Source organism: Methylorubrum sp. SL192, from assembly GCF_026672325.1.
Classification (GTDB): domain Bacteria; phylum Pseudomonadota; class Alphaproteobacteria; order Rhizobiales; family Beijerinckiaceae; genus Methylobacterium; species Methylobacterium extorquens.
Window position 1 is genome coordinate 135384 of the sequence record NZ_JAPPQV010000003.1, and the last position, 16688, is coordinate 152071.

14 protein-coding genes are annotated in these 16688 nt (G+C 63.0%); 7 read left to right on the plus strand and 7 right to left on the minus strand.

The genetic code is table 11. From position 1 onward, the window contains the following. Positions 1 to 135: 135 nt before the first annotated feature. The 4 genes from OVA30_RS01635 to OVA30_RS01650 form a co-directional block, all read right to left on the minus strand. On the minus strand, positions 136 to 1638 hold the full coding sequence (locus OVA30_RS01635) for an HWE histidine kinase domain-containing protein (RefSeq protein ID WP_268177441.1): 1503 nt from the start codon (positions 1636 to 1638) through the stop codon (positions 136 to 138). Between the two features lie 303 nt (positions 1639 to 1941). Continuing rightward, positions 1942 to 2670: an SDR family NAD(P)-dependent oxidoreductase gene (locus tag OVA30_RS01640; RefSeq protein ID WP_268174383.1), complete on the minus strand. Its 729-nt coding sequence runs from the start codon at positions 2668 to 2670 to the stop codon at positions 1942 to 1944. Continuing rightward, complete coding sequence (locus tag OVA30_RS01645) at positions 2667 to 3302, minus strand: DUF938 domain-containing protein (protein WP_268174384.1); 636 nt, start codon at positions 3300 to 3302, stop codon at positions 2667 to 2669. The genes OVA30_RS01640 and OVA30_RS01645 overlap by 4 nt, the downstream gene beginning before the upstream one ends. Positions 3303 to 3573: 271 nt before the next feature. Continuing rightward, positions 3574 to 4227 carry a methyltransferase domain-containing protein gene (locus tag OVA30_RS01650; protein ID WP_268174385.1) on the minus strand — a complete coding sequence of 218 codons (654 nt, stop codon included), beginning with the start codon at positions 4225 to 4227 and terminating at the stop codon, positions 3574 to 3576. 485 nt (positions 4228 to 4712) lie between these two features. On the opposite strand from OVA30_RS01650, the gene OVA30_RS25930 reads away from it, so the two are divergent. The 3 genes from OVA30_RS25930 (at position 4713) to OVA30_RS01665 (ending at position 6814) form a co-directional block, all read left to right on the plus strand. After that, positions 4713 to 5477: an ATP-binding cassette domain-containing protein gene (locus OVA30_RS25930; protein ID WP_326493629.1), complete on the plus strand. Its 765-nt coding sequence runs from the start codon at positions 4713 to 4715 to the stop codon at positions 5475 to 5477. Then, positions 5438 to 5803 carry a PRC-barrel domain containing protein gene (locus OVA30_RS01660; protein ID WP_268174386.1) on the plus strand — a complete coding sequence of 122 codons (366 nt, stop codon included), beginning with the start codon at positions 5438 to 5440 and terminating at the stop codon, positions 5801 to 5803. The genes OVA30_RS25930 and OVA30_RS01660 overlap by 40 nt, the downstream gene beginning before the upstream one ends. Positions 5804 to 5932: 129 nt before the next feature. Continuing rightward, positions 5933 to 6814, plus strand: a complete 882-nt coding sequence (locus OVA30_RS01665) for a DUF4344 domain-containing metallopeptidase (protein WP_268174387.1) — start codon at positions 5933 to 5935, stop codon at positions 6812 to 6814. Between the two features lie 231 nt (positions 6815 to 7045). Here the strand turns inward: OVA30_RS01665 and OVA30_RS01670 are convergent, their stop codons facing one another. From OVA30_RS01670 to OVA30_RS01680, 3 genes are all read right to left on the minus strand, one after another. Then, positions 7046 to 8092, minus strand: a complete 1047-nt coding sequence (locus tag OVA30_RS01670) for an adenylate/guanylate cyclase domain-containing protein (protein ID WP_268174388.1) — start codon at positions 8090 to 8092, stop codon at positions 7046 to 7048. Between the two features lie 392 nt (positions 8093 to 8484). Then, positions 8485 to 8925, minus strand: a complete 441-nt coding sequence (locus OVA30_RS01675) for a MucR family transcriptional regulator (protein ID WP_268174389.1) — start codon at positions 8923 to 8925, stop codon at positions 8485 to 8487. A gap of 256 nt (positions 8926 to 9181) precedes the next feature. Next, complete coding sequence (locus OVA30_RS01680) at positions 9182 to 9499, minus strand: hypothetical protein (protein WP_268174390.1); 318 nt, start codon at positions 9497 to 9499, stop codon at positions 9182 to 9184. A gap of 238 nt (positions 9500 to 9737) precedes the next feature. On the opposite strand from OVA30_RS01680, the gene OVA30_RS01685 reads away from it, so the two are divergent. From OVA30_RS01685 to OVA30_RS01700, 4 genes are all read left to right on the plus strand, one after another. Beyond that, positions 9738 to 10838 (plus strand): AraC family transcriptional regulator, encoded by a 1101-nt coding sequence (locus OVA30_RS01685; RefSeq protein WP_268174391.1) that lies wholly within the window; start codon positions 9738 to 9740, stop codon positions 10836 to 10838. Between the two features lie 584 nt (positions 10839 to 11422). Continuing rightward, complete coding sequence (locus OVA30_RS01690; RefSeq protein ID WP_268174392.1) at positions 11423 to 12430, plus strand: 2-hydroxyacid dehydrogenase; 1008 nt, start codon at positions 11423 to 11425, stop codon at positions 12428 to 12430. A 3-nt stretch (positions 12431 to 12433) separates the two neighbouring features. Beyond that, entirely contained in the window at positions 12434 to 14806 is a 2373-nt protein-coding gene (locus OVA30_RS01695; protein ID WP_268174393.1) for a glycoside hydrolase family 65 protein, read from the plus strand. Between the two features lie 165 nt (positions 14807 to 14971). Further along, a complete protein-coding gene (locus OVA30_RS01700) occupies positions 14972 to 16564 on the plus strand; it encodes an aspartate:alanine exchanger family transporter (protein WP_268174395.1) in 1593 nt (530 codons plus the stop codon). Positions 16565 to 16688 lie beyond the last annotated feature (124 nt).

Genomic DNA, 16688 nt, shown 5'->3' on the forward strand with positions numbered 1-16688 from the left:
GCTCGCCGCACGCAGAAAGATGAGTCTATGTGCGCCGGAAATTTGAGATGTCCGCGATGGATCGGAAGCGGAAGCTCGATGCGCTCGCGATGAACGTCCAAAGCTGACGTGCCGGCAAGCTTGCCGTAGAGATCTTCAAAGCCGTTTCTTCGCGCCATCGGTGAGCGGCAGGTCGATGACACAGCGCAGTTGAGCCTCACTGAGTTCGTAACTGGTGCGGGCCTTCAGTGCGTAGGGCAGCGCCTTCTCGATCAGGTCACGCCCGTAGCCTCGCCGGATCGGACTGCCTTCCTGGGGCCGGCGGATACCCTCTTCCTGCCAAACCAGCGATAGCCGCCGCTCTTCGTCCTCTCCCCTGTAGGTATCCCAGCTCACCCAGAGCCTCCCCTGCTCGTTGGCGAGAGAGCCGTACTTGCGCGCATTGGTGGCCAACTCGTGCAGGGCGAGAGCGAGTGTCTGCACGCTGACCTTACGCAAGCGGACCGGCGGGCCCTTCAGCGCCACTCGCGCCTGCATCGCGGCAGCCCCGAACGCGTCGAGCTCGATCTGGATCAACGCCTGGATGGTGATCGGCTCCTTGTCGGAACGTGAGAGCAGACCCTGCACGCGTGAGAGCGCCGCGAGACGGTCGTTGAACCGGTCGCAAAACTGTTCGGTCGAACCGGTCTGGGTCATCGTTTGCTGCGCGATCGAGCGCACCACGGCGAGCAGATTGCGGGTGCGGTGCTGCAGCTCATCCACCAACACCGCTTGACGCTGCTGCAGCTCATGCAGATCGTGGATGTCTGTGACCGCTCCGTAACAGCGATCGATCTGCCCTGCAGCATCCCGTATCGGCTCAGCACGGACCATGAACCAGCGGTATATGCCATCCTTCCCGCGAATGCGGTATTCACGGTTATACGGCCGTTCCTGATCCATGGCGGCCCGGAAGCCCGTGATTGTGTACTCGCGCTCGTCTGGATGGATCACCGTCTGCCAGCCATAGCCGAGAGCCTCCGGTTCAGATTGGCCGGAGTACTCGTACCAGCGCTCGCTGAACCACGTTGCTCGACCGACGAGATCACTGCTCCAGAGAAAGCCGGGAACAAGGTTGGCCAAAGCCTGGAACCGTTCCTCGCTCCTGCGCAGCGCCGTCTCAGCGCGCTCGGCGATCACGCGACGGAGCTCCATCTGTGACATGGCCTGCCGGGCGAGTGCCTCAAGGCTTCTGGCCTGGTTATCCGTGAGGCCTTCCGGCCGCGGCTTGGTGTCGATGACACAGATCGTGCCGAAAGCGACACCGTCCGAGGTCACCAGTTGTGCTCCGGCGTAGAACCGGATGTGAGGTTCGCCCGTGACGAGAGGATTGCCGGAGGTCCGCGGATCGAGCGTCAGATCCGGGATCACAAAGAGTCCGGCCTGCTTCAAAGCATGACGGCAGACCGATTGCTCGATGGGCATTTCGGAAGGGGCAAGGCCGATGCGGGCCTTGAACCACTGCCGATCTGATCCAACAAGGCTGATGAGTGCGACAGGCGCCTCGCAGATCCGCGAGGCGAGGAGCACAAGGTCGTCGAAGGCCGGCTCTGGAGCCGTGTCTAAGATCGCGTAGCGGCCCAGTGCGATAGAACGAGCTGTTTCCTCCAGATCAGGCATGATCGCGTCCGCCAAGGCCGCCTCTCCCAATGAACATACAAGGACGGCGGGGCGCGATTTGTTTCGCCTTCAGCGAGCGCAACCGCTTCCCGCAGTATCGGCGGCGTCCGTCGTGCGCCGAGCCAAGAGGCGCATCGCTGAAGCGCCTCGCGATCAACACGTTTCACGCCCGTTCACGCGTCAGCAGCGGACCGACTGCCGTGCGAGAGCGAAGGTCCGGACGTGTCGCATGTCGTAAGCGAGCCCAGCTCCAGACGATCGTACGGCGTCGCCCCAGCGCATCCGCTCGCGCCGAGACTGCGCTCAGGCGGGGATCGGCGAGCCGTCCCAGCCGAAGACGCCGCCGGTGTCGTCCACGCTGAGGCCGTTCAGTACGCGCAGGAGATGCGACGCGCTCTCCTCGGGAGAGAAGACGCCGTCGGCCGTCGGGTCCGGCCGGAAGGGCCGCGACAGGCCGGAGGCGACCGTGCCCGGATGCAGGCCCACGACGATCGCCTCCGGTCGGCTACGGGCCACCTCGATCGCGAGCGTTCGCAGAATCTGGTTCAGCGCCGACTTCGAGGCGCGGTAGGCGTACCAGCCGCCAAGTCGGTTATCGCCGATCGATCCGACCCGCGCCGACAAGGCCGCAAACACGCATCGCTCCCGTTGCGCCAGCAGAGGCACGAAATGCTTGGCGACGAGCGCTGGGCCGATCGTGTTGACGGAGAAGACGGTGGCCATCGCGGTGGGATCGAGCGCCTTGAGCGTCTTCTCGGGCGAGACGCCTGTCCGGTGAAGAAGGCCGGTGGCGACGATGACCAGGCCGACCGGTCCGGCTTCGCCGACCCTGACCGCCGCCGCCGCAACCGTCGCCTCGTCGGTTAGGTCGATCGGGAGGGTTCGGACGCCCTGCGGGACAGACGCTCCCGAGCGTGAGAGCGCGAAGATGGGCGCGTAGGCAGCAGACTCGGCGAGCGCGCGGATCAAGGCCCCGCCTATGCCGCCGGACGCACCGACGATGACCGCGCTGGTCTGGCGCGAGGCGGTCAAGGCGTGAACTCCCTGTCAACAGCGGAGCCTCGGTACCCTCGGTGAAAGATCAGACTGAGGTTGTTGGCCGGCATCGGGACGCGCTCGACCAAATGCAGATCGTGCGCTCGGCCGGCCGCCGCGACCGCCTCGATATCGCGGATCCCCCAAGAGGCATTCCTCGCGCGCAGGCTGTCGTCGAACGCGGCGTTGCTCGGTGCGGTGTGGGCGCCATCCTCCCGAAAAGGACCGTAGAGGTAGAGTATACCCCCCTCCGGGAGCGTCGCTTCCGCGCCAGCCATCAGCCCGATGGTCGCGTCCCAGGGGGCGATGTGGATCATGTTGATCGCGACAACCGCGTCCACCCGTGTCACCGGCCACGGCTGACGGGTCACGTCGATCGCCAGTGGCAATCGGATGTTCGCGAGCCCAGCGGCGCGGGCATGGGCGACGATACTGCGACGGGCCGCCTCATCCGGATCGCTGGGCTGCCAGACGAGCGCGGGTAGCGCACGAGCGAAGTGAGCGGCGTGCTCGCCCGACCCGCTCGCGATCTCGAGGACAACGCCGCTGGGCGGGAGAACGCGCTTGAGGACCTCGACGATCGGGGCGGCGTTGCGGGCTGCGGCCGGCGAAAACAGGGCATCGGACATGGGGCTCTTTTAAGGGGAGCCGATGCCGACCGCATGCCCTTTCGTGACGGCACGCCTGCTCGGAGGCATCGACACAACTTCAGCTCGAAGCGCGCAGCTGCGGCGCGGGCGGATCGGGGTGCGATGCTGATGGCTTCCAAAACGGAGTTCCATCATGCCTTCAGCCAGCGGCACCACCCGCCGACCGTGGAACCTCGGCCGCCTCATCGGCCCCAAGCCGCCGATTAAGCCCAAGTGATGCTTGTTTTACCGTTCCCGAGCCGAATGGCCGTCATTCCGGTGCGAACCAGCCGACCGCAGCCGTCATCGGATCGCTCGGGCCACCATCCGGGATCAGGACCCGTGTTTCGGTTCGCGCAAAACCTGCGCGTCGCAGATACAGATCGACGAGCTGCGCGTGCCCCCTCGCATCGAGAGCAGTCCAGATCGCGACAGCCTTGGTCGGGAAACAGCGGTTCGAGAAGCTGACGATGACCGGCGATCCTGGGCGGAGCACGCGCGCAACCTCGGACAGCACCGTCACCGGTTGCTGGAGGTACTGCACCGACACGCAGATCAGCGCCGCGTCGACGCTCGCGCTCTCGATGGGGAGATGCGGGTCGGCATTCAGATCTTGCACGAAGCGTCGTGTCAGCCTTGGGTTGGCGTCGAGTTCGCGCTGGTTCAAGCCATGGCCGATCACCGCTGAAAAAGCTTTCTCCGGGGGAAGGTGGCTGACCCAACTCGACATCATGTCGAGGATGATGCCGCCCGAGGGGAGTAGTTCGGCGTACAGGCGCGTCACCGCGGCGATGGCCGGCTCATCGATATGCGTGACGAAGCGCGGCTCCCTGTAGAAGCGGGAATCGGGCGAGGGGTCATGTTTCGTGAATGCCTCGGCTGGCAGCTCGGGCAGTTCGGGCGAGGCGATCCGGGTTGCAGACACGGTGCGAGCTTACCGTTGAAGCTACCGATGATGGGGCACCAACAGATGCGCGGCCGACTTGGTTCGAGGTGGTGCGCAGAGCCTGATGCCGCAGCTTCAATGCCGACTCAGTGAGGCCGCGAAGACCGACCCGCACATAGACGGTAGACTCCGTTGAGGGGGCAGCCGCCGGATCGCGGGTGCCATCGTGTCGCGTGTCGTCACCGCCCCGGAACGCGTGGCAATCCCGTACGGGACGTGTTCGTTGTCCTTCGACACAGCAGGGAACGCCCGAGCGGCGCGCAGTGCGTTTGTTTCCTTCAACCACCGCCCGGCTTTGCCGCGCAGCCGCGGCACGGATCGGTCCGTTCCGGCACCTCCCGCCCTGTTCCACCTCGCCTGGGCGACGAACCGCACCCTGACGCGCCAGTATCGGTTTGCGCCTTGCCCGCGCGGCCATCCCTGCCTCGGTTCTCTATGTCGCCAAGCTCGTCGTCGACCCGATCGTGGCCGGGCACCGGCACGCTCACGCTCGGCGACCCCAACGTGCTGCGGACCCACATCGGCGTGATCTTCCAAGACTTCGTCCGTTTCGATCTGACGGCGGGCGAGAACATCGCGGTCGGCCGCATCGCGGCGCGGGCGGATGCGGCCCGCATCGAGGGCGCGGCAGGCCGGACGCTCGCCGACGCCGCTGCTGTAGCGCGGCTGTCCGCGGGCTACGGCCAGCGGCTGAGCCGGCGCTTCGAGGACGGGGTCGACCTGTCGGGGGCGAGTGGCAGAAGCTCGCGATCGCCCGCGCCTACATGCGCGAATCCGAAGTGCTGGTCCTGGACGAGCCGACCGCGGCGCTCGGCGTTCGCGCTGAGGCCGAGGTGTTCGCCCGCCTTCGCGCGCTCGCCCTCGGGCGGACCGCGCTCCTCAAAACGAAGCGCAACTGCGGACGAAGTACAGCCCGGTTCAGCGCCTGGCAGGCACCTCTTGGTGTCCCATCCGATCAAGCAAAAATCTATACAACGGGCCATTTGACGGCTGGAGGATGCTGCCATGCCCAGCTTCGTCAGGTTGGTCGCCGACATCTACTCGAATCGGGCAGCTTCAACCGTGTAGTCTGGTGCCTTTCACCGTTGGGTGGGCATGACGCCCAGCACCTGGCGGAAGGTTCAACGAACGGGGTGAAGCGCGATGTGAAGCACGAAGAAGCTCGCTTGCGACGGAAGAGGGACAGCGGATGCAGCAGCACCTTCCTGCCTGGGCCTGCGTCCTCGTGATGCTCGCTGGCGAGGCGAGCGCGCAGGAAGCCCGATCGCCCCTGATCGACGCGGCGGACTCGCGCATGCAGATCGGCGCCGCCTCGCTCGTGCCGACGCTCCGCCGCCGCTGGCTCTATGCTGATCACAAGCTCGTCGTCGGGCGCGTAAAGGATGTGCGGGTCTCGGCCGACGGCACGGCGCTGATCGCAGTGGTGGCCCGCCGCCGCTGGCTCGGGGGTGGGGAGGTTGGCATCCCGGTTCCTCTCCTGCGGCAGGCGGACAACGACCTGACCGTCAGCGCCACACGCGAGACCATCGGGCAGCTTCCACTCTTCAAGCCGTGAGAGCCGAGCCTTGATGACCCGCTGCTCGCGGCGCTGGCGGCGTACCACGACCAGCCAGATCGGCTTCCGCTGCGTTGTCAGGAGGGAGCCATTGCCCAATGATCCAAACGCCATGCGGGGCTTCCCACGATGAGTCCGGCCAACTTGGAACGGCTGACGGGGACGCGGATGCCGGTCCGTGCCTGGCACATCGCCATCCTCTTGGCGGCAACCGTGCTTCCGGTGAGCGCGTCGGCCGGTCCGAGTGGACGCGACGGCGAACGCATTCGGGTCGTCCATGTGGCACCCAAGACGGCCGCCTACCATGAGATCTACGACACCATGCGCGAGCAGAGGGTGCTGGAGCGGGTCGGCGCCATCATCGGTCTCGTCAGGCTGCCCAATCGACTGACGTACCGGCTGACCGAATGCTCCGGCGAGCGCAACGCTTGGTACGCGCCCGAGAACCGGAGCGTGACCGTCTGCTACGAGCTCCTCGACAGCATCGTCCAGGCCGCACCGCGAACGAAGTCGCCGGCCGGGGTGACCAGGCTGGATGCGATCCACGGCCCGGTCTTCCAGATCCTGCTGCATGAGAGCAGCCACGCTCTGTTCGACCTCTTGCAGGTGCCCATCCTCGGACGCGAGGAGGACGCCGCTGACCAGGTCGCCTCGCTGATCCTCCTGCACCTGTCGCCCGCCGATGCCCGCAGGGTCGTGAACGGGAGCGCGTACTTCTTCGCGGCGACAGCCAAGGAGGAGCCAATCGACAAGGGTGCCTTCGCCGACGTGCACGGGCTGTCCTGGCAGCGCTTCTACAATCTCGCCTGCTTGGCCTACGGCTCGGACCGGAGACGGTACCGCGCCATCGTGGCCAAGGGCTACTTGCCCAAGGAGAGGGCCAAGGGCTGCGGCGAAGAGTACGGCCAGGTCGACTTCGCTTTCCGGACGCTCATCGGAACTCACCTGCGCGTGCGACCCGCGGGCGGCCAGCGGCTGCGACGCGCCTTCCGCTCTGCGTTCAAGTCCTGAGGAGCGAGGCGATGCCCTTCATCGACCCCTTCACCTGAATCTTCCTAGAGCCATATCCGACCCCATTGCATCAGGACAGCGGCTCTCGGTCTTTGTTTCAACGCGCATTCTTTCGACGAATCGGTGACCACTTCATCGGAGTGCGTTCTGGAGCCAATGCAGATCAGGTTGGATCAATTGCATCGAAGTGTGCTTTGCTACGCGGCGCTGAAACCTGGATCATGTCGCCCCTTAATCTTCACCGATCGACCGGCGCAGCCCCACAACTTCCAGCGCCTCGCCGCGTCCGCGCAGAGAGTGCCGACCGAGGTTGGTGACCGTTACGCCCTCGGGTACCGGCCCGAGGCGGGCGAGGAGTTCGGCCGAGACGACGACAGGCTCATCGAGCGCTTTTGCCAGACTCTCAAGTCTGGACGTCGTATTGATAACATCGCCGAAGTACGTGATTTTGTGCCGGTCGACGCCAATCTCGCCCGTCATCACCGGCCCACAGTGAAGCGCGGCGCGGAACCGGGGCACCTCGCCGAACCTGCGACGCCATTCCCCCGCGTCTCGCTCCACTTGGTCGAGGAATGTGAACAGGCAGCGGATGGGAGCCGCATCCTCCAGGTCCGGGCCCATACGCCACGTAACCAACGCCATATCACCCACGTAATCGTCTATCGACCCTCGATAGAGTTCCACAGGTCTGGCGAGAACTTCGAAGACGTGACCTAGGTAGAGCATCGCTTCAAGGTCGCCACGCTCCTCTGCAAAGCGCGTTGAGCCGATAAGATCGAGAAATAGGAAAACCCGCTCCTCGCGGCGTGGCTTATGGTAGCGCCCCAGCAGGAAGCTCATGAACATCCGCGGTCCAATCAGGTCGCGCATGCGGAGGACTGCCACGAGGAGTGCCGCAGTGACGAAGGCGTAGGTGAGTTTTTGAGCGGTCGGAGCGACGTCGAGGATTGGGGTACTCGCAATGCCGACCGCCCATAGAACGGTTCCGGCCACAGTCGTTCCGACGACGAATGTGCAGCCGAAGATCAGGAGTGTGGCGGCAAAGAAGATTGGCGTCGCCGCCCGGCGGACGCGGGCACGCAGGCCGGGTAAAAGTTTTCCGCGCTCGTAGAGGAACAGCGTGAGGCTGAAAAACATCCCATAGATTGTATTGATGAAAGGGCGTCCGGTCTCGAAGGCCCCCGCGAAGACCCATCCAGCGCATGCCCCGAATATCGCGACCGCAAGGAAAAGCGGGAGCGCGCGTCTGGCCACGGCGACTGCCGCCCAGCTCTTCATGCCAGCACGACGGAGAACGTTGCTTCCGCTTCCTCGCGCCGTTCGACGTCCTGGCAGGACAGGCTGATTAGGTGCGAAAAGGGGGGCGTGGCTGCATTTTCCATTCAACGGATCATGACGAGCCCAGAAACGTCTGCAACCCACCGAGGCTGTCGTCACATCGCCTCGCACAAGGCAAACCCTCTCTGGATCGTCGGACCGTCGTTTGCCGGAACCCGATCTTCTTCTCGGTCAGCATGAACCGCCGCATGATGGGGCTTCGCAAGATGAACCGTCCGATGTGTGAGACACACTCGCTGGACCGGTGAGGATCTCAGGGTGCGACAGCCTCGGCGGAATGGTTCGCCCACGTGCCGACAGGGGCGCCGCGACGCGCTTTGACGCGCCAGCGCCTACAGCCCGGAGCGAGGCCGCTCGGTCGCGGCCTTGGTGCGGTTCGGAATGCCCAATCCTAGCGCCTTGGCAATCTCTGAACGGTCTCGGCTATAGGATGCAGCCACCATCGGGTAATCGGCTGGCAGGCCGAACCGCGCGCGGTAGCTGTACGCGTCGAGGCCGCGGCTGGTCAGATGCCGCTTGAGCGTCTTGTAAGGCCTGCCGTCGATGAAGCTGATCAGCGCGTCCGGCGTAATCGACTTGCGGACCTCGGCCGGCGTTGGCCTTGCACTCTCCGGAGCGGGCGGCGCCGTCGTCGTACCCAGCGAAAGGAGCGTTTGGTGCACGGTCCTGATCAGGTCCGGCAGGATGGCTCCGGGAAGACGATTGTTGCGCACGTAGGCGATGATGATGCTTGCCGTGACGGCTTCCAGACCGCAGCTGTCGTCGGTGACCATGCAGATTCCCATCCCTTTTCGGAAAGGCCGGCACGCCGCCATCCCTCGGCCGCGACCAGCGTCGTGAACAACCGCTGTCCATCGGGCCCGCATGGCCCGAAGCCGGCTTCCATGGACCGGGAGCCCGTGAGCTCGGTGTCGTGAAGTCGGCCGGACAACCGAACCAAGACAGCGACGAGCCGGTCGTCCGTTAGGCCCGCAGCCCAGCCTCATCCGGGCTGCCCACGTGAGGCGGGATGGGTTGCAGAACGATGGTCTAGCGCCCTGCTGCGTCCGCGCAGGGCTGGCCCGAGCTTGGCGGTAAACATCCAAAGACCGCCTCTCGTGCATCCTTCATGAGTTCGGTCGTCGCGGCCTCTGCCTCCTCCAGATCGTTGCAGGCCATGCTCTCGACGGCGTGACCGCGTGCCCGATCGTAGAGTTCGACCCGGAGCGCCACACTCTCAGGCGGCGCGTCGGCTGCCAGTGTCTCGATCAAGCAGATGTCCCGGGTGCCGAACCGGGCGATCACGGCCATCTTGGAGCCGTCCGCCCGCGCGGGCAGCAGGATCAGCCGGGTGTAGGCCTGGACCAATAAGCGCTGCGGATCGAAAGCGCGGGTCGACCAGGGGTCTCGCAGGCAAACAGCGGGCATCATAAATTCTGTCGCATCGGGCGGATTGATCTGGTCCAGCTGGATTGGACGTGTTTCGCACCCAAGCTGGGGCCGACGAGGTCAGGAGACTGGCGGAGACTGCTCTTGGACCAGCCGCATCCCTATCAGGGACATCGGCGGCTCGTCCTGCTATCTTCGGCCAAAGTGCTGGTACCTCATGCCATTCACAGCCAACCTCACCGCGACGAAGCAGGAGGTGCGTTCGCGCGCGGCGGCGCCGTCCATGCCCCCGAGCGCCACGGGCGCGCTGGCCCGGCTCGCGGTGGCTCGCGCGGCTGCGTCAGGGATTGATGTCCGGCCGTGCCTGTCCAGGGCCGGTCTGAGCGAGCGCCAGATCAAGAACCGGCACGCTCGCATCGGTGCGACAAACCAAGCCGCGCTCGTCGGTCTGCTGGCTGAGGCGCTCGAGGATGACCTCTTCGGTTTTCATCTCGGCCAAAGCTTCGAGCTCGGTGAGATTGGGCTGCTTTATTACGTGATGGCCTCTGCCCCAACGCTGCGTGACGCGCTCTGTCGGGCGGAGCGCTACGCCGCGATCACGAACGAGGGTATCGCCCCGATCTATAGCCAGAGCGGTGAGGTCCGCGTCTCGTATGTCGGGCTGGCTCGGCACGCTGCGCGGCATCAGGTCGAGTTCTGGATGACGGGTCTCGTCCGGGTCGCCCAGCAATTGACCAGCCTGCGACTATCGCCAATCCACCTGACCCTGTGCCACCCACGTCACGCAGGAGCCCGCGAGATCGAGGCCTTCCTCGGCTGCGCCATTGCGTTCGATGCCCTGGTGGACGAGGTTCAATTTCCCTCTGCCGCGGGGAACGCGGTCCTGACCGGCGCCGACCCCTACCTGCACGATCTCCTGCTCGGGTACAGCGAAGAAGCGCTCGCCCATCGTGTCCGCTTGGCGGAGAGCCTGCGTACGCGGGTAGAGAACGCGGTGATGCCGCTCCTGCCGCATGGTCGGCCGCGCATCTCCGAGATTGCACGGGCACTGGGCACAAGCCAGCGAACCCTGTCCCGCCGCTTGACCGAAGAGGGGCTCAGCTTCGAGAGCGTGTTGGAAGAGATGCGGCGGGACCTTGCCCTGCGCTACCTTCGGGACACGCGCCTCTCGATCTCGCGCATCGCTTGGTTGCTGGGGTTCCGGGAGGCCACCGCTTTCACCCACGCCTTCCGGCGCTGGACGGGCCGGTCGCCGACGGAAGCGCGGGTAGAGCGGGACCGGGCTCTGAACCCGTCGCCTCCGCAGCGGACCAATTAAGCCCTTCGGACGGCCGCGGTCAGATACCGAGCTGTGTAATCTCGGTCAGACCATCTCCCAGCAGACCTCGTCCACCGTCGCACGGTTTTGAAGCCTGCTGTAGGGCAAAGTCGATCGGCGCAGTCGTGAAGAGCCTGCGAGGCATGGCGTCCGCCCTCCTTCAGGGTTCAGAGTGCCGAAACCTTGCGCCGGGCGCGGACCGTTTTGCTGAGCCAGGGCGAGATGGCACAGTCCTGGTCAAATGTCCCGACTGATCAAGCGTAGAATTTTGCACACCATAAAATGAGGCTGCAAAAGGAGACAATCGGTTTCCTGCCGTGGACGGTGCCGCGGAGGCTCCGGCCTCGCTGAGGCTGTGGCAGTAGCGCTAGGCAACCAGTCCAACAGATGTTTTTTACAAATCTCCATTCGATTTGCGAATTTCATCACTTTGCACGCCGACGGGCAGCCTCCGGATCCTGACTGGTGGTGCAGGAGACTGCGCGGACAACTATCGAAACACAATGTCTCCGAATTGATTGGAAGTCTGAAAACGGATTTACCAATTCGTTTTGGCACAGGAACATGCAAAAGGAGGCATAAGCATGCGAGTTGCAGTGTTCAGTGCGAAGAACTACGAGCGCGCGCTTCTCGATGATCTGAACGTCGGCCAGGAGCATGACCTCACGTATTTCGATGCCTTGCTCGAACCAGGGACGGCCTCACTGGCGGCTGGGTTCACCGCAGTCAGCGTCTTCGTCAACGATAGCGTCAACCGCAATGTTTTGAGGCAGCTCGCCCAGGGGGGAACGAAGCTCGTCGCAACGCGATGCACGGGCTTCAACCACATCGACTTGGAGGCCGCGGAGGAATTCGGAATCCGAGTCGTGCGCGTCGTCAACTATTCTCCGAACTCCGTTGCCGAATTTGCAGTCGGATTGCTGCTGGCGCTCAATCGCAAGGTCCACCGTGCCTACAATCGGACGCGCGAGGGGAACTTCAGACTTGATGGCCTCATGGGGTTCGACCTTGTCGATCGTACCGTGGCAGTGATCGGCACCGGAAAGATCGGGACCATCTTCGGACGGATCATGGCTGGCTTCGGATGCCGGGTGATCGGGTTCGACGTGCACCGGTCGCCTGAATTTGAAAGAATTGGCGGACGCTATGTCGACGCTGCGGGCGTTGAAGAGGCGGACGTCATCTCCATGCATTGCCCCTTGACGCCCGAAACCTATCACATCGTCGATGCGCGAACGCTTGGACGCGTAAAAAAGGGCGCACTTCTGATCAATACGAGCCGCGGCGGCTTGATCGATACCGACGCGGCGATCGATGCACTCAAGTCCGGTCGGCTGGGCGGGCTGGCGATCGACGTCTACGAGCAAGAGGCAGAGCTGTTCTACAGAGATCTTTCGAGCACCGTGATCCCGGACGACGTCATCCAACGCCTCATCTCGTTCCCCAATGTCATCGTTACGGGACACCAAGCGTTTTTCACCCAGGAGGCGCTGGAGACGATCCTCGGCACGACGCTCAAAAGCATCTCTGAACTCGAGGCGGGCCACCCTCTCACAAACGAAGTTGCAGCTCCGAGACGCTTGCAAGGATGACCGATGCTGCGCCCGCGCTATGTTCCACCCGAAGATATCTTTCCGCCAAACCCCTGGGCATTTGAGGCCGTCCAATACGACGCACGTCTGGCGCAAGAATTGACGGGCCAAGCCGAGACGATGTTTGCCCTATCCAACGGGTATCTGGGCATCCGCGGTTCAGTCGAGGAAGGTACTCCGGTTCAAGAAGCCGGCACGTATCTGAGCGGTTTCTACGAACACCGCCCGATTTCCTACGGTGAGCATGCCTACGGCTTCCCGACCGTGGGCCAGAGCATCTTGAACTGCCCGAGCGGTACGGCCCTGAAGCTCTTCGTCGAAGACGAGCCGTTCGTCGTTCCGCAAGCCGAGATCTTGTCGTATCGGCGGAGCCTCGATCTGCGAGCCGGCACGCTGAACAGAGATGTTCGCTGGGCTTCGCCGGCGGGCACGCGCCTGCATATGCGGACGGTGCGTCTTGTCTCACTCGCGCATCGGCACCTCGCTGCCATCGCGTTCATCCTCACTGCAGAAGATGCCGACGTCGAGATCGCGATCTCGTCGGAACTCGAAAACGCTCCGTCATCGACGGCCGACATCGCGGACCCCCGCCTCGCGGCGAGCCTTGCCGGGCGTGTCCTGCACCCCACGGGATTTCAAGCTGAGGGGATGCGCGCCATGTTGAGTTACCGGACTGAAAGCTCTGGGTTTCACCTCGGTTGCGGGATGGACCACGCGGTCTCCTCGGAGAGCTCATATCTCACAGAGCAGGTTTGCAGCGACGATTTCGCTGCCGTAACGATCCGCTGTAAGCTTGCGCGAAACAAGCCGATCGTGATTTATAAATATCTGAGCTATCATTATTCAGACAAATCTTCTCCGGCGCGGATCTTGTTCCAAACCGCCCTGACCCTGGACCGCGCGCTCAAGAGTGGATTTCAGGAAATCGTCGAGCGCCAAAGAAGCGATGTCGAACGATTTTGGGCGCGAGCCGATGTTGCGGTTGAGTGCGATAATCCGAGAACTCAGCAGACGATCCGCTGGAACCTCTTTCAGCTTCTGCAGGCTTCGGAGCGATCGGAGGGGCACGGAATCGGCGCCAGAGGCCTAACCGGACGAACCTATGAGGGGCACTATTTCTGGGACACGGAAATATACGTGCTGCCTTTCCTGATTTATACGAATCCAGAGATCGCGCGTAGTGTTCTAAAATTTCGCTACGACATGCTGGACAAGGCGCGGGCGCGGGCGCGCGAATTGGGCCACCGTGGGGCGACTTTTCCCTGGCGAACCATCAACGGCGACGAAGCGTCGGCATATTATGCTGCGGGAACGGCTCAGTATCACATCAATGCTGACATCGCATACGCCCTGCAAAAATATGTGAATGTTACCGGCGACAACGAATTCCTCTGGAGCTATGGAGCCGAAATTCTCACGGAGACTGCCCGTCTGTGGTTCGATCTCGGCTTCTTCTCCGAGTCGAAAGGAGGAAAATTTTGTATCAACGGCGTCACTGGACCGGATGAATATACCGCGATCGTGAACAATAACTGTTTCACGAACCTGATGGCACGAGAAAATTTGCGCTACGCCGCGCAAGTGGTTCGCGATCTCAAGCGCATGCACCCCGATCGCTTCCATGCGTTGGCCCAACGCACTGGTTTGGACAGTTCCGAACTGGCCGATTGGGAGGACGCATCCGAAAGGATGTACCTGCCCTATGACGAGCGTTTGAAGATCCATCCTCAGGATGATGATTTTCTGGATCTCGAGAAATGGGATTTTGCGGCAACTCCAGAAAACAAATATCCACTCCTACTATACTATCACCCCTTGAATCTCTACAGATCACAGGTCATCAAGCAGGCTGATACCGTGATGGCCATGTTTTTGCTCAATGAGCACTTTACCCACGAAGAGAAACGGCGAAACTTCGAATACTACGATCCGCTTACGACTCACGATTCATCTTTATCTGTTTGTATTCAGAGTGTCGTAGCAAATGAAATTGGTCTGCCGCACAAAGCAATCGAATATTTCAATTTCGCCGCGGCAATGGATATGTCGGATATCGGCGGGAATATGATGAACGGCGCTCACGTCGCCGCAATCGGCGGCACGTGGCTTGCCCTCGTCTACGGCTTCGCAGGACTTCGCGACAGCAAGGGCTGCATTTCGTTGAATCCGATCCTCCCGAAGGAGTGGTCCCACCTGAGTCTTGTCCTGACCGTAAGAGGGCAGAGGTTTCGGATCGAGGTTGGTCCTAACTCTGTCATTTACACTCTTCTCAGCGGAGAGCGGTTGGGGTTCTCGCATGTTGGCGAGGATCTCGTTCTTTCCTCCGCGGAGCCGGTGATCACGCGCCCGACCGGTCAGGTGCGGGCGGACGCTTAAAGGTCGAATGAGTCAGCCTGATGTGGCTTTGAACCGATCATGATCAACGGGCCGTCTCATCGAGCGATGGGTCGGCGCCGACCCGTCGAGCAGATGACAGGTGCGGGACAATACTGAGATCCTCGGTATCAGCGAGGCGCGCACTGAAGTGGGAGTCCTTCCATGATGGCCTCAGTCAGCGAGCTGGTCGGGACGCAGCCGATCCTCGCGCTCTTCCTCGCCATCGGCCTCGGTTATGCGGTGGGGCAAATCAGTATTCTGAACTTTTCCCTCGGCGTGGCGGCCGTGCTCTTCGTCGGCTTGCTGATCGGTGCCCTCGCCCCGAAGGCCCAAATCACCGGTCCGCTCGGTTTGGTCGGGCTGATCATGTTCCTCTACGCGATCGGGATTCTCTACGGGCGCCAATTCTTCGAGGGTCTGTCGGGGCCTGGGCGTATCTATAACGTGCTCGCGACCGTCGCAGTCGTCGCCAGCCTGTTGGTGGCGCTCGGCCTCGGCGCTATTTTCGATGTGAAACTCGGCCATACCCTCGGCATTTTCGCCGGTTCAATGGTCAGCACCGCTGCGCTGCAAGCCGCACTCGACACGATTGGGAACCGAGACCCTTCCGTCGGCTACTCGGTCTCGTATCCGTTCGGCGTGATCGGCCCGATCCTCTGCCTCTATTTCATGACGCGCCGGGCGAAGCCCGTCTTTCCGCCGAAGCCCTCGCGCTTCCACCTTGGCGAAGTGACACTCGAACGCCTGCCGTCGTCTGGCGCGACGCTCGGCGCCGTCATGGCGACGCTTCCGGCTGGCGTGCAGATTGCCGGCGTGCGGCAGGAGCACCATAACCGGCTGCCGGATCCAGACCTCGAACTGCATGCCGGTGACGCGCTTCTGATTGCGGCCGATCGCGCCGCGGCGTTGGACGAGGTCGCCACGGCGCTCGGACACATCGACCAGGGCAGACTTGCCAAGGATCGAAGCGATATCACCTACCAGCGCTTCTTCGTCTCGAAGTCGGCCCTGACCAGCGTGAGATTGGCCGACCTGCCCATGCCGCCGGATGTATCGATCCGCATTCTGCATGTCCGACGCTATGACGTGGACCTCATGCCTTCGCCAGACTTGATGCTGGAGTTGGGCGACCGGGTCGGCGTCATTGTGGCATCCGAGCAGGTGGTTGCCGCGCGGGCGCATTTTGGTGATACCCTGAAATCAGCCGCGGAATTCAGCTATGTCTCCGTCGGCCTCGGCATGGTGCTCGGCGTCCTTCTCGGCCTCTTGCCGATCCCGGTACCGGGCGTGGGCACCGTCACGCTCGGCATCGGCGGTGGCCCCCTCATCGTGGCGCTGATTCTCGGCAGGCTTCGGCGCACCGGGCCGCTCAGTTGGGTCATGCCACTGCCCGCCAATATCGTGCTGCGGAATTTCGGTCTGACGCTGTTTCTGGCGACGGTCGGGATCAATTCCGGCCAGGCTTTCGTCACCACGGTAGCGCAGACCGGCCCGCTGATGCTGCTGATCGGCGTGGCGGTGCTGCTGACCACGGTCGCAATCGTATTGCTCGTCGGCTTCTACCTGCTCAAAATCCCATACGACGACCTGCTCGGTGTGGCCTGCGGTGCCACCGGCAACCCTGCCATTCTGGCCTACTCGTTGCGCATCGCGCCAACTGACCGGCCGGACATATGTTACGCGATGATCTTTCCTTCAATGACCATCGTCAAAGTACTCAGTGTTCAGATCATCGGCCTTCTCTCTCTTTCTGGGTGACTGTCTACCGATGCAGCGTAGGGGCGTGCACTTTTATTGCGGAAGACATCGCAGCATGTGAGAGTTCGGCTTGGCAGCCAAGTCCCAGGGGCCTTTCGGCGCTGACGCGCTTTCCGACGAAGCG